This is a genomic window from Pseudomonas sp. Leaf59, assembly GCF_920984685.1.
In the GTDB taxonomy this organism is placed as follows: domain Bacteria; phylum Pseudomonadota; class Gammaproteobacteria; order Pseudomonadales; family Pseudomonadaceae; genus Aquipseudomonas.
Genome location: NZ_CAKLBR010000001.1, coordinates 433,544 through 448,835 on the forward strand (window position 1 = coordinate 433,544; position 15,292 = coordinate 448,835).

General features: G+C 65.7%; 3 protein-coding genes. 2 read left to right on the forward strand and 1 reads right to left on the reverse strand.

All coding sequences use genetic code 11. The annotated features are described in order from the left end of the window. Positions 1-2: 2 nt before the first annotated feature. Positions 3-14,036, reverse strand: a complete 14,034-nt coding sequence (locus tag LUB09_RS01685; protein ID WP_231421395.1) for a non-ribosomal peptide synthase/polyketide synthase — start codon at positions 14,034-14,036, stop codon at positions 3-5. Between the two features lie 252 nt (positions 14,037-14,288). On the opposite strand from LUB09_RS01685, the gene LUB09_RS01690 reads away from it, so the two are divergent. Together LUB09_RS01690 and LUB09_RS01695 are read left to right on the forward strand one after the other, a co-directional pair. Then, positions 14,289-14,495, forward strand: a complete 207-nt coding sequence (locus tag LUB09_RS01690) for a type II toxin-antitoxin system HicA family toxin (protein ID WP_186351039.1) — start codon at positions 14,289-14,291, stop codon at positions 14,493-14,495. Next, positions 14,492-14,857, forward strand: coding sequence for a type II toxin-antitoxin system HicB family antitoxin (locus LUB09_RS01695; protein ID WP_231421396.1), 366 nt, complete (start codon positions 14,492-14,494; stop codon positions 14,855-14,857). The genes LUB09_RS01690 and LUB09_RS01695 overlap by 4 nt, the downstream gene beginning before the upstream one ends. Positions 14,858-15,292 lie beyond the last annotated feature (435 nt).

Consider the following 15,292-nt stretch of genomic DNA (forward strand, 5'->3'; position numbering starts at 1 on the left):
GGTCAAATCGCCTCTAGTTCGCTCAAAAAGTCACGAAGGTCATCAAAATCTTCCACGGTACCGGCGCGCAAGGTGGCGGCGGCCTGCACGTAGGCCTGCAGCGATTCGGTCTGGAACAGCTCCATCAACGGCACCTCCAGGCCCAGTTCGGCCTGGACCCGCGAGGTGATCTGGATCGCCAGCAGGGAATGCCCGCCCACTGCAAAGAAGTTGTCGTTCAGGCCCACCTGCGGCAGGTGCAGAATGTCGGCCCAGATGGCGGCGACCTGCTGTTCCAGTTCGCTGACCGGCGCCACGTAGCGCTGCTGCATCTGGCTGGCGTCAGGCACCGGCAGGGCCTTGCGGTCGAGCTTGCCGTTGGGGGTCAGCGGCATCTGCGCCAGAAACACCAGGTGCGCCGGCACCATGTAATCCGGCAGGCGCATCTTCAGGGCGCGGCGCAGGGTGTCGCGCCACTCGGCCTGGTCGGCCACAGCCTCTGCCGCCACCACGTAGGCCACCAGTTGCTTGCCGGTCGGGCCGTCCTGGGCGACCACCACGGTTTCACCGACGCTGTCCTGTTCGCGCAGGCGCGCTTCGATTTCGCCCAGTTCGATACGGAAACCGCGGACTTTCACCTGGTGGTCGACACGACCGAGGTAGTCCACCACGCCATCGGGGCGCCCACGGGTCAGGTCGCCGCTGCGATAGACGCGGCTGCCCGGCGTGCCGAACGGGTCCGGCACAAAGCGTTCGGCGGTGAGTGCCGGACGCTCCAGGTAACCACGGGCCACGCCCTCGCCGCCCAGGTACAACTCACCGGCCACGCCGATGGGTTGCAGGTTCAACTGCGCATCCAGCACATAGCCGCTGCGGTTGCCGAGCAAGGTGCCGATGGGGGCGTAGACGGCGCCGCACGGGTCGCCCTGGCGCGCCTTCCACAGCAAGGGGGTGACCACGGTTTCGGTGGGGCCATAGCCGTTGAACAGATAGGTGGGCTTGAGCGCGCGCCAGGCCAGGTCATAGCTGGCCTGCGCCACGGCATCACCGCCAAAGCAATAAACCCGCACCGCCGGTGGGTTGCCGTCGCGCTCGGCGTGCTCGGCCAGTTGCTGCAGGTACACCGGCGGGAACACCGCCATGGTCACGTGATGGCGGTGCATTTGCTGGTAGGTGTATTCGGGCAGCCACAGGCTGTCGTCGCGGATCAGCACGCTGGCGCCGTTGATCAGCGGGTGCATCCAACCCTCATGGGAGCCGTCGAAGGCAAACGACATGAAGTGCAGTTCGCAATCGGCCGGGCCGGTTTCGTAGCGCTCGCCAGTGGCGATGATGTGCGCCACCAACGGGCCGTGGGACACCGCGACGCCCTTGGGCATGCCGGTGGAGCCGGAGGTGTAGATCACGTAGGCGAGGTTGTCGCCGTGCAGCGCGACAGCCGGTGGCGCGTCGCTGTAACCGGCCCAGTCCTCGGTGCGGTCGATGGCCAGCGTCGTCAGCCCTTGCGGAATCGGCAGTTGCTGCAACGCGCAGGTATGCGTCAGCAGCAGCTGTGCGCGGCTGTCCTGCAGCATGTACAGCAGACGATCACGCGGGTATTCGATGTCCAGCGGCACATACACGCCGCCGGCCTTCATCACCGCGAGGAACGCCACCATGATCTCGGCGCTGCGCGGCATGGCAATCGCCACCCGCACTTCCGGGCCGACGCCCTGGGCGATCAAGGCATGGGCCAGGCGGTTGGCCTGGCGGTCGAGCTCGCCGTAGGTCAGGGTTTGCGCGTCGAACTTTACCGCCACCGCCTGCGGCGTTTCCCGCGCGCGGTCGGCGAACAATTCATGCACCAGCCGCTCAGCCGAGAAGCCGGAGTCGGTGCGATTCCATAGCTGAAGAATCTGCTGTTGCTCATCCGCATCCAGCAGGTTGAGCGCACCGATGCTCTGCTGCCGGTCGGCGACCATCGCCCGCAACAGGTTCTGCCAGTGGCCGGCCATGCGCTCGATGGTCGCCGGGGCGAACAGGTCGGTGGCGTAACTCAGGGACGCGCGCAACGTGTGCTGGCTTTCCTCCACGTCCAGCGCCAGATCAAACTGGGCAATGTCGTCGTCCCAGCTCAACACGTCGATATTCAAGTCGTCCAGGCGTTGCAAATGGCTGTCGACGGAGGTCTGGCGATGGTTGAACAACACTTGGAACAGCGGGCTCAGACTCAGGCTGCGCTCGGGCTGCAAGGCCTCCACCAGTTGCTCGAACGGCAGGTCCTGATGAGCCTGGGCCTCCAGCGCGCGCTGACGGGTTTGCTGCAACAGCTGCTCGACGCTCATCTGCCCGTGGATATCGGCCTTGAGTACCTGGGTGTTGACGAAAAAGCCGATCAGCCCTTCGGTTTCCAGGCGATTGCGGTTGGCAATCGGCACGCCGACGCGCACGTCTTCCTGGCCGCTGTAGCGGTGCAGCAAAGCCTGATAAGACGCCAGCAGCAACATCGGCAAGGTCACTTCACAGCGTTGGGCCAGGCTGCGTAAATCGGCCAACAGCGGCGCCGGCAACTCGATGCCCAGGCGTGCGCCGCGATGGCTTTGCACGGCCGGGCGCAGGTAGTCGAACGGCAATTCCAGCACCGGTTGCGGGCCGCCCAACTGCTCGCGCCAGTACGCCAATTGACGCGCCTTCTCACCGGCCTGCATCCAGTTGCGTTGCCACACAGCGTAGTCGGCGTACTGGATTGGCAGTGCCGGCAACGCCGGCGTGCGGCCGTGGCTGAACGCGGCGTACATCTGCACCAGTTCCTCGACCATCAATTGCATCGACCAGCCATCGGAGACGATGTGGTGCTGCACCAGCACCAGCACATGCTCGTGGGCCGCCAGACGCAGCAGCCGGACCCGCAGCACGGGCCCGCGCAGCAGATCGAACGGCTGCCCGATGATCTGCGCAACGTCGGCTTTCAAGCGGGCTTCATCGCTGTCGCTCACCTCGACTTCGATCAGCCCCGATTCCTCGATGACCTGCACCGTCGCGCCACCTTCCTGGCGCACGTGCGTGCGCAGGCTTTCATGGCGCGCCAGCAAGGTGTCGACACTGCGTTGCAGCGCGGCCAGGTCCAGCGGGCCGCGCAAACGCAGGGCGCTGGGGATGTGGTACGCGGCGCTTTCGGGGTCCAGTTGCCAGAGGAACCACTGGCGTTCCTGGGCGTAGGACAATGGCAACGGCTGGCTGCGATCAACCGGAATCAGCGGCGGTGCGACCACCGCCTCCTCGCCCAGTGCCCGCACGAAATCACCCAGCAACGGTTGTTCGAACAGGCGCTTGAGCGGCACTTCCAGCGCCAGCGCCTGGCGCACGCGGGACACCACGCGTGTGGCCAGTAACGAATGCCCGCCCAATTCGAAGAAGTGATCGTCGAGGCCGACCTGCGGCACGCCCAGGACGTCGGCCCAGATCGCCGCAACCTGTTGCTCGCGCGCGCTGACCGGCGGCACATGGCCTTTGCTCGGCAGCGCGGCGTCAACCCTGGGCAATGCCTTGCGATCGAGTTTGCCGTTGGGGGTCAGTGGCAGGCTGTCGAGAAATATCACCTGCGCGGGCACCATGTAGTCCGGCAAATGTTCACGCAGGGCGGCTTTATAGGACGCCTGGGGTTGCGGTTCGGCGGTCACCAGATACGCGATCAGGCGATCATTATCGGCCAGCACCACGGCCTCGCGCACGCCGGAAAGCTCGCGCAGGCAGGCTTCGATTTCGCCCAGCTCGATACGGAACCCGCGCACTTTCACCTGATGGTCGATCCGACCGATATACGCCACCACGCCATCGGCGCGGTAGCGCGCCAGGTCACCGGTGCGGTACAGGCGCTCGCCCGGCGCACCGTAGGGGTTGGGCACAAAACGCTCGGCCGTGAGTGCCGGCCGCGCGTGGTAACCGCGCGCCAGGCCGATGCCGCCGATCAGCAGTTCGCCTGCCGCACCGACCGGGCTTGGCGTCAGCCCGGCGTTGAGGATGAACAGCGTGGTATTGGCCACCGGCCTGCCGACAAAAGGCTGCGCGGTGGTCAGGCGATGGGCCGCCGACCAGATGGTGGTTTCGGTGGGGCCATAGAGGTTCCACACCGGGCCTTGCAGATCGAGCATGCGCTGGGCCAGGTCGGCCGGCAGCGCTTCACCGCCGCACAGGCGCTTGATGCCGCTCAACAATCGGGCGCGCGGGCTTTCCAGCAGCATGCGCCAGCTGGACGGTGTGGCTTGCAGCACGGTGGCGGCCTGATCGCGGGCCAGGTCGATAATCGCTTCAGGGTCGAGCGCCATTTCCTGGCCACTGATCAGCACCGTCGCACCGACCGTCAACGGCACGTACAACTCGAGGGCAAAAATGTCGAACGAGAAGGTGGTCAGCGACAGCATCCGTGCCTCGCGTCCGATCTCCAGGGTAGCGGCCATGCCGCTGGCAAAGCTGCACAGCGCCTGATGCGGCACCATCACGCCCTTGGGCCTGCCGGTGGAACCGGAGGTGTAGATCACGTAGGCCAGGTGCTGTGGCGCCACCTCGACCTGCGGGTTGTGCTCGGCAGTCTCGGCAGCGTCAATCGTCAGCACCTGCACGCCGTCGGGCAGCGGCAGGCGCCCGACCAGCTGCGACTGGGTCAACAGCACCCGGGCACGGCTGTCGTCGAGCATGAACGCCAGGCGATCGGCGGGGAATTGCGGGTCCAGCGGCACATAGGCGCCACCGGCCTTGAGAACCGCCAGCAGGCCGACCACCATCGCAAGCGAGCGCTCGACATGCACGGCCACCAGCACGTCAGGGCCCACGCCCGCCGCGATCAGGCGATGGGCCAGGCCGTTGGCGCGGCGATTGAGTGCGCCGTAGCTCAAGGCGTCGCCGTTGAATTGCACGGCGGTCGCCTCCGGCTGCGCCAGCGCGTGCGCCTCGAACAGCTGGTGCACGCAGCGCTCGCGCGGGTAGTCGACCTGCGTGCGGTTCCAGTCTTCGAGCATTTGCCGGCACTGCGGCGCGCTGAGCAGGGTCAGCTCATCCAGCGCCTGCGACGCATCGCGCACCACCGCATGCAGCAGGGTGTGCCAGTGCTCGGCCATGCGCGCCACGGTCGCGGGCAGGAACAGGTCGGTGGCGTAGGTCAGCGAAGCCCACAGGCCATCGGCGGACTCTTCGGTTTCCAGGTTGAGGTCAAACTGGGTGGTGTGCGCCGCCCAGTCCACCGGCTGCAGGTCCAGCCCAGCCACTTGCAGCGGGGCCGTGCGCAGGGTGTCCTGATGATTGAACATCACCTGGAACAGCGGGTTATGGCTGAGGCTGCGCGCCGGTTGCAGCGCTTCCACCAACTGCTCGAACGGCAAGTCCTGATGGGCCTGGGCTTGCAGGGCGTGCTGCTTGACCTGAGCGAGCAACTGGTCGAAGGGCATCTGCCCGTGCAGGTTGGCCTGGAGCACCTGGGTGTTGACGAAAAAGCCGATCAGGCGCTCGGTTTCCAGGCGATTGCGGTTGGCAATCGGCACCCCGACGCGCACCTCGGACTGCCCGCTGTAGCGATGCAGCAAGGTCTGGAACGACGCCAGCAGCAGCATGAACAGGGTCACGTCCTGGCGCTGGGCGAGTGCCTTGAGTTCGGTCACCAGCGAGGCGTCCAGATGAATCTGCCGCCGCGCACCGCGATGGCTTTGCACCGCCGGGCGCGGGTGGTCCAGCGGCAGTTCCAGCAGCGCATGCTCGCTGCCCAGCCTTGCGCGCCAGTAATCGAGCTGGCGCTGCTGCTCGCCGGCGGCCATCCAGTCGCGTTGCCACTGCGCATAGTCGGCGTACTGGATTGGCAACGCCGGCAGTGGCGCGTGGCCCTGATACAGCGCCACCAGTTCGTCCACCATCACTTGCATCGACCAGCCGTCGGAGATGATGTGATGCTGGGTGATCACCAGCACCTGGTGCCCAGCGTCGATTTCCAGCAGTTTCACCCGCATCAACGGACCGTTGCGCAGGTCGAAGGGACGCTGGATTTCCTGCGCTACGGCCTGCTCGATGGCCAGGGCGTCGATGGCTTGGCGTTCGATCGGCAGGGCGAGGGACGCGTGAATCTTTTGCCAGGTACGCTCGCCCTCCTCCACAAAGGTCGTGCGCAGCGGCTCGTGACGTTGAACCAGGCACTGCAGCGCGCGCTCGAGGGCCGCCGTATCCAGTTGACCGCGCAGGTGCAGCGCGGTGGGCACATGATAGGCGGCGCTGGTGGGGTCCAGTTGCCAGAGGAACCACTGGCGCTCCTGGGCGAAAGACAGGGCCAGTGGTTGGTCTCGGCCAATGGCCGTCAGCGCCGGCGCCGTATCGGCCTGCAAGCCGGCGCAGGCCAGGGCGAAGGCTTGCAGGGTCGGCTGTTCGAACAGCGCGCGCAGCGGCACTTCCAGCGCCAGTTCATGGCGCACTCGCGAGACCACCTGGGTGGCGAGCAATGAATGGCCGCCGCGCTCGAAAAAGTGGTCATCAAGGCCCACCTGCTCAACCTGCAACACCCTCTGCCAGATCACCGCCAACTGTTGTTGCAGCGGGCTTTGCGGGGCACGGTAAGCCTGCCGCGTCAGGTTCAGGTCCGGTGCCGGCAGTGCGCGGCGATCCAGCTTGCCGTTGATGTTGAGCGGCAAGGCGTCAAGGACCACCCACTGCGCGGGCACCATGTAGTCCGGCAATGACCGGCGCAGTGTCGCCGCCAGCGCCTGGGTGTCCAGGCTGTGGGCCTGGGCCGCGACGACGTAGGCCACCAGTTGTGCACCGGTCGCGCCCGGCAGGGCCAGCACGGCCGCCTCACGCACCTGCGGCAAGGCTTGCAGGCCGGCCTCGATTTCGCCCATCTCGATACGGAAACCGCGAATCTTCACTTGGTGGTCGATGCGCCCCACGTATTCCAGCGCACCGGCCTCGGTGTAACGGGCCAGGTCGCCGCTGCGGTAGAGCCGCGCGCCGGGGACGCTGGAAAACGGGTCCGGCAGGAAGCGTTCGGCGGTCAGCGCCGGACGCTCGAAATAGCCCTGGGCCAGGCCGGCGTGTGCACCGATGCACAATTCGCCGACGCCGTCGGTGGCCAGCAGCTCGAAACCGCTGTCGAGCACATACAGCGCACGGCCCGCAATCGCGCGGCCAATGGGCACGCCAAACGCGTCGCCGGCATCGGCCAACTGGCAGTCATGCACGCTGGACACCACCGTGGCCTCGGTCGGCCCGTAAGTATTGAGCAAGCGCACCGCGCCCAGCCCTGCCGCATGCCAGGCGCGCACGCCTTCCACGGCCATGGCTTCACCGCCCACGTGCACCTGACGCAGGTTGCCCAGGGAGCGCCGACTCTCAGCGCACTCCCTGGCGAGCAAATACCAGTAGGCGGCCGGCAAGTCAGCCAGGGTCACGCCCTGCTCGACGATTTCCCGGGCCAGTTGCCCGGCATCCCACAGTTCATCGCCGCGCATAATCAGCGCCGCGCCCGCACACAGCGGCGGGTAGCATTGCTCGACAAAGCCGTCGAAGCTGAACGTGGCAAATTGCAGCACACGGTCTTGTGTGGTCAGTTGGCTGTAGCTGTGGGCGCTGTCGCAGAACTGACCGAGGGCGGCGTGATCGATGGCCACGCCCTTGGGCTGGCCGGTGGAGCCGGAGGTGTAGATCACGTAGGCGAGGTCTGCGACCTGCGCGTGGTTGGGCGGATTGCTTGACGGATAATCGGCCAGTTCTTCACCGCCGGCGCTGAATGCCAGGCGCGTCAGTCCTGGGGGCAGCGGCAACTCGACCAGCAGCCCGGTTTCGCTGAGCAACAGGTCCAGGCGGCTGTCCGCCAGCATGTAGGCCAGACGGTCGGCCGGATAGCTCGGGTCCAGCGGTACATAGGCGGCGCCGCTTTTGAGCACGGCCAGCAGGCTGACAATCAGTTGCGGGCCGCGCCGCGACGCCAATCCCACTCGTTGCCCCGGACCTACGCCCAGCTCCAGCAAGCGGTGCGCCAGGCGGTTGGCCCGCGCATTGAGCGCGGCATAGTCCAGGCGCTCGCTGCCCGCCTGCACCGCCAGGGCGGACGGCGTCGCCAGGGCCTGGGCGGCGATGCGCTGATGTACCCGCAGAGGGCGCGGGGCTGCATCGGGCTGTTGGCTGAGGGCGAGCACCTCGCGCTGCGCGCTGGCGTCCAGCAGTTGCAGGTTGCCCAGGCAGCTGTCGGCATCCGCCATCATTTGCGCCAGCAGATGCTGCAGGTTGGCGCTCAATCGCGCCACCTGCGCGGCACTGAAGCGCGCGCGGTCATAGCTGAATTCCAGACGCAGGCGCTCGCCCAGTTCGATGCCAAGGGTCAGCGGGTAGCTGGTGCGCTCGTGGTTGTGCAGTGCCCCGAAGGTCAGCCCGGCAGGCGCGCCCTGCTTGAGTGCTTCGGCGACCGGGAAGTTTTCGAACACCAGCAGCGTGTCGAACAGCGCTGTGCCCTGCTGGCCGGCCCAGCCCTGGATGGTGTAGAGCGGCACGTGTTCGTGGTCACGCAGGCTGAGGTTGAGCGCCTGCAACTCGCCCAGCCACGCGCCTGTCGACTGGGCCGGCGAGGCGGCGCTGATGATCGGCAGGGTGTTGATGAACAGGCCCAGTTGCTGCTCGATGCCCGGCAGCGGCGCGGACCGCCCGGCGACCGTGGCGCCAAACACCACGCAGTCCTGGCCGCTGTAGCGTTGCAGCAACAGGCTCCAGGCGCCTTGCAGCACGGTGTTGAGGGTCACTTTGTGCTGGCGCGCGAACGTGCCGAGGGCGGCGCTGAACTCACTGCCAAACGCCACCTGATGCTCGGCCATGCCCACGCCGTCCACCGGCGCACGCAGCGCATCGGCCAGCAGGGTCGGCGCCTGCACGGGGGCCAGGGCGGTTTTCCAGAACGCTTCGCCGGATGCCTGCTGTTGCAGCCAGCCGAGGTAATCGCGGAACTGCCCCACCGGCGCAGGCACCGCTTGGCCCGCGTAATGGGCGATGACTTCGCCGAGCAACTGGGCGTTGCTCCAGCCGTCCATCAGGATGTGGTGACTGGTGAAAACAAGGTGCCAGGCAACCCCGGCGCCGCGCACCAGCAGCAGACGGAACAGCGGCGCGCGGTCGAGCTGGAAGCCCTGCTCGCGCTCGGCATCGGCCAGCGCATCGACGTCGGCGTCTGGGTCTTCAATCACCTGCAATTGCAGGTCGACCTGGCGCTGGATCAGTTGATGGGCGCTGTCCAGGCCCAGCCAGTGGAAGCTGCTGCGCAGGATATCGTGACGGTCCAGCGCGGCCTGCCAGGCACGCCCGAACTTCAGCAGGTCCAGGCCTTCGATATCCAGGCGCAACTGGTTGATGTAGGCCTGCGCCTCGGGTTCGTAGAGGGTGTGGAACAGCATGCCCTGTTGCATCGGCGACAACGGGTACAGGTCGGCGATGGCCGGCCCCGGCACCGGCAGCGCATCCAGCTGCTGCTGGGTGAGGCGCGCCAGCGGGAAGTCCGACGGCGTGACTTGCCCGGCAGGCGTGGCACAGCAATGGGCGATCAGGGCCTTGAGTTCGACGGCGTATTCATCCGCCAGGCGCTGGATGGTTGCGGCGTCGAACATCTCGCGACTGAAGCCCCATTGCAACGCCAGTTCACCGCCGTACACCTGCCCTTCCACCGTCAACCAGTTGGCCAGCGGCGCCTCGGGGTCTTGGGCCAGGCCGCTGCCCTGGGTGGCCGGAACGAACAGCGCCGACTCATCGAACTGGCGATCGAACTGGCCCAGGTAGTTGAAGGTGATGCGCGGCGCGGCCAGATTCGACAAGGCAGCGCCAGCGTCGGGCGTGCCGAGGTAGCGCAACAAGCCGTAGCTGATGCCTTTATCGGGCACGGCGCGCAATTGCTCCTTGACCGCCTTGATCGCACCGGACAACTCACCGCCCGCCTCCAGCCGCAACGGAAACAGGCTGGTGAACCAGCCGACCGTGCGGCTCAGGTCGAGGCTGTCGAACAGGTCTTCGCGGCCATGGCCTTCCAGTTGAATCAACGCGGCCGGTTGCGCGCTCCAGCGGCTGATGACGCGCGCCAGTGCGGTCAGCAACAGGTCGTTGACCTGGGTGCGGTAGGCCGCCGGGGCGTGCTGCAGCAGTTGGCGCGTGTGCTCGGCGTCAAGGCGCACTTCGATCCTGCTGCCCAGACGGTTCTGCAGACCGCCCTCGGGGTGGTCGCAAGGCAGTTCGGTGTCGACGGTTTGCGCCTGCCAGTACGGCAGTTGCCCGTTGAGGGTTTGCGCGTGGTCGTGCAGATGCCGCGCCCAGTGCTGATAGGCGCTGGTCTTCGCCGGCAGCGCGGCATCATGGTAGGCCTGTTGCAGGTCTTCCAACAGGATGCGCCAGGACACGCCGTCCACCACCAGGTGGTGGATCACCAGTAGCAAACGCTGGGTGCCATCGGCCATGTTCACCAGCGCTGCGCGCAGCAGCGGGCCTTGCGCCAGGTCGAGACTGCGCTGGGCGTCATCGCACAACGCGGCCAGTTCAGCATCGCTGTCGGCACGGGACTGCCACAGCGCCGCTTCGGCCACCGGTGCGGCGTGGCTTTGTGTCCAGCCTTCGGCCTGCGACACAAAGCGCAGGCGCAAGGCGTCGTGATGGTTGATCAACTGCGTCAGCGCTGCTTCAAGGCGAGCAGGCGCGAGGGTTTCGCGCGGGGTCAGCAGCAGGGACTGGTTCCAGTGATGACGCGCCGGGATCGCCTGGGCGAAAAAGTGCTGCTGCACCGGGGTCAGGCGCACCTCGCCTTGCACCGGTTCCTGGTCGATCAGGCTGACCTGCTCGACACTTGCCACCAGCGCCAGGCTGCGCACGTTCTGGTACTGGAACAGGTCGCGCGGACTGAGACGAATCCCCGCCTGACGTGCGCGACTGACGACCTGGATGGAGATGATCGAGTCGCCGCCCAGTTCGAAGAAGTTGTCTTCCAGGCCGACCTGCTCTACACCGAGGACATCGGCCCAGATCGTTGCCAGGGTCTTTTGCAGGGCATTTTCCGCCGGGACAAAGGCTTGCTGCGGCGCGGCGTCCGGCGCAGGCAATGCCTTGCGGTCGAGCTTGCCATTGGCGGTCACCGGCAGTTTGCTCAGGTGCACGAAGTGGGTGGGCACCATGTACTCGGGCAGGCTGCCGAGCAGCCAGGTGTTGAGATCGGTTGGCGCTTCGCCTTCCGGCACCAGCCACGCCACCAGTTGTTTGCCGCCATGCACCAGCACCACGGCTTCACGCACCTGCGGGTGCTGCATGAGGCGGGTTTCGATTTCGCCCAGCTCGATGCGCAGGCCGCGCAGCTTGACCTGATGGTCGAGGCGCCCAAGGTAGTCGATCACGCCATCGACACGCTGGCGCACGCGGTCACCGGTGCGGTACAGACGCTCGCCTGCGGTGAACGGGCTGGGCACGAAACGCTCGGCCGTCAACGCCGGGCGCCGATGGTAGCTGCGCGCCAGGCCGATACCGCCCAGGTACAGCTCACCGGACACGCCGGCAGGCACCGGGTTGAGCTGCGCGTCGAGCACGTAGGTGGCGAGGTTGGCAATCGGACGGCCGATGGGCACGCTGTCGGCGCCCTCGTCGACGCAGGTCCAGTGGGTCACGTCGATGGCGGCTTCGGTGGGGCCGTAGAGGTTGTACAAGGCCGTCGCCGGCAGTCTGGCGAACACCTGCTGCTGCGCATCCAGCGCCAGGGCTTCGCCGCTGCACACGATGCGCTTGAGGCTGGCGCAGGCCTGCACGCCGGGCTCATGGATAAATGCCTGCAGCATCGACGGTACGAAATGCAGGGTGGTAATGGCGTGCCGGCCGACGGTCTCGATCAGCCGCGCCGGCTCGCGGTGTTCGCCGGGGGCGGCGACCACCAGGCGTGCGCCGGTCATCAACGGCCAGAAGAATTCCCACACCGAGACGTCGAAGCTGAATGGGGTTTTCTGCAGGACTGCGTCACTGGCGTCCAGCCGATAGGCCTGTTGCATCCAGCACAAGCGGTTGACCAGCGCGCGATGGCTGTTGCCGGCGCCCTTGGGCTTGCCGGTGGAACCGGAGGTGTAGATCACGTAGGCGAGGTTCAGCGCATCGACGTCGACCTGGGGCGCGTGCGGACTGAAGGCGTCGAACCCGCTCAGCGCAGGGTCGAGCACCATGACCTGCAGGCCGTCCGTTGGCAGCAACGTGAGCAAGGCGTCCTGAGTGAGCAACAGCGCGACGCCGCTGTCTTCGATCATGTAGGCCAGGCGCTCGCGCGGGTACTCAGGGTCCAGCGGCACGTAGGCGCCACCAGCCTTGAGGATCGCCAGCAGGCCCACCACCATTTCGACGGAGCGCTCGACGCAGATGCCCACCAGCACGTCAGGGCCGACACCGCGCTCGCACAGGGCGTTGGCCAGTTGGTTGGCGCGGGTGTCGAGTTCGCTATAGGTCAAGGTGCTGGCGCCGAACACCAGCGCGGGTGCGTGCGGGGTGCGTTGCACCTGTTCGGCGATCAACCGATGCAGGGCGCGCTCGCTGGGGTAATGTTCGGCGGTCTGGTTCCAGGCCTGCACCAGCAGCGTTTGCTCGCTTTCGTCGAGCATCGGCAATTCGCCAACACGCTGTTCGCCGTCGCTGACCATGGCCTGCAACAGGCTGATCCAGTGCTGCGCCATGCGCTCGATGGTCGGCGCGTCGAACAGGTCGTTGGCGTAGGTCAGCGCAGCATGCAGGGTGCCGGACTTTTCCCAGGTGTCCAGGCTCAGGTCGAACTGGGTGGTGCGGCCCTGCCACTCCACCTCGGACAGCGCGAGACCCGAGGCGGTGCTCACCGAGGCAATATCGGCCACCACCGGCTGGTGGTTGTACATCACCTGGAACAACGGCGTGTGGCTGAGGCTGCGTTCCACCTTGAGCGCTTCTACCAGGCGCTCGAACGGCAGGTCCTGATGCGCCTGGGCGCCGAGCGCATGCTCTTTGATGCCCTGCAGCAGCTCGCCGATGCGCGTCTGCCCGGTCAGCTCGGTGCGCAGCACCTGGGTGTTGACGAAAAAGCCGATCAGCCCTTCGACCTCGCTGCGATTGCGGTTGGCAATCGGCACGCCGATGCGAATATCGCCCTGGCCCGTGTAGCGATGCAGCAGCACATTGAACGCACCGAGCAGCAGCATGAACAGGGTTACGTTGTGTGTTTGCGCGCAGCGACGCAGTTGGGCGGCCAGCGCGGGGTCGATCGCGAAGTTATGGCGGGTGCCCCGGTAACTCGGCAGCGCCGGGCGCGGGCGATCGGTGGGCAACTCCAGCACCGGGTGTTCATCGCCCAGGCGCGCCTGCCAGTAATCGAGCTGGCGGGCCTGCTCCCCGGCTTCCAGCCAGCGGCGCTGCCACAGGGCGTAGTCGCTGTACTGGATCGGCAGCGCCGGCAGTTGCGGCGCCTCGTTGCGCTCATGAGCGTCGTAGAAACGGATGAACTCGTCGATCAACACGTTCATCGACCAGCCATCGGACACGATGTGGTGCAAGGTCAACAGCAGGACGTGCTCCCGAGCGTCGAGCTTGAGCAGTTGCACGCGCAGCAGCGGGCCGGTTTCCAGGTTGAATGGCTGCAGCGATTGCGCAGTGGCCGCCGCAGCGACTGCCTGTTCGCGCGCAGCGGCAGGCAGGTTGCTGATATCCGACTGTTCAATAATCAATGATGGCTCAACGGCGACCTGCTGCAGGCGCTCATCGGCCTGACGCTGGAACACCGTGCGCAGGGTTTCGTGGCGCGCGATCAGGCTGGCGAATGCCTGCTCCATCGCGGGCACACTCAGCGCGCCCTTGAGCCGCACCGCACCGGGCAGGTTGTAGGCGCCGCTGGCGGGGTCCAACTGCCAGAGAAACCACATGCGTTGCTGCGCGTAGGACAGCGCCTGGCGGTCCTGCGCCTCCACGCCTGCCGGGATCGGAAACCGGGAAAAATCCACCCCTTCGTTCTGCAACGCCTGCAGGAACAGCTGGCGTTTTTCCAGGGGCAACCTGATAAACCGGCGAGCAAGTTTCAAGGAGTCTTCAGCATTCATTTCAAAGGGTCCGGAGCAATAGGCAGGAAGCACAAAGGCACGTCGTCCCTATAAAACGAACCGCGAAGGGAAAAATTAGCGAGGGGAAAAGGCGCGAAGCGAGCTGTCACGAGGGGTTACATCAAATCCGGGAACGCACCAGTAACCCGAGCCAGCATTGACGTACACCCCTTTTTGCAACTAACTTTAGTTACAGACAAGGAGCGCCGTGTCCAAAATGAAAAGCTGCTGGCCAAACTGCTCAACGAGCACATGGCCTTTACCTGGCCCGAGCTCGTCACGCTGTTGCGTCGTCTCGGTTACACACAACTGGAAGGGGCAGGAAGCCGCGTCAAGTTCGACATCGGCGACCCGACGGCAATGATCACCTTGCATAAGCCTCACCCCGGCAACGAACTGAAGCATTACATTCGGCGCCAGATCATCGAACAATTGAAATCAGGAGACCTGATTCAGTGAACAACCAGCTGAAACACAAAGGCTACATCGGCTCCATCGAAGCCAGCCTCGAAGACAACTGCCTGTTCGGCAAAGTGCTGTTCATCAAGGCGTTGGTGAGCTACGAAGGCAAGACAGTCGCCGAGCTGGACACGGCGTTCCAGGAGGCGGTGGGCGATTACCTCGCCACCTGCCAGGCGCTCGGGCAAACACCGGAAAAACCCTGCAAGGGCTCGTTCAATGTGCGGGTCGGGCACGACCTGCACCTGGCGGCTGCGCTTGAGGCCAACCGCAAGAAAGTCACCCTGAACGACCTCACCCGCCAGGCGTTGAATGAGTTTTTACAACATCAAAGTGCCGGTACCTGCACAGTGACCAGTTGACTCCATCGGTGCTGTTGGGTAACTCCATCCCTGTGGCGAGCGGGTTTGCCCTAATGCCAGTCAGTTAAGCGCAGATTCCCTGTGGCGAGCAGGCTTGTCCTGCGTTGGGCTGCGCAGCAGCCCCAAAACCAGACGCTGAGCCGTATCAGGTACACCGCGTTTTACTTGATTGGGGGCGCTTCGCACCCCAACGCGGGGCAAGCCCGCTCGCCACAATAAGCCCACACATTTTCCTTAACTGAACGGCATTAGGGCTTGCCCCAATGCCGTTCAGTTAAGCGCCGCTCCCCTGTGGGAGCGGCGGTGCTACGATTCGACTTGCCCGCGAAAGCGGTGGGTCTTCAACATCAATGTTTGCTGGGCCGACGCCATCGGGAGCAAGCCCCCTCCCACATTTTGTACAGCGTTCGGCAGACCATTTCGGTCGGCTCTCAG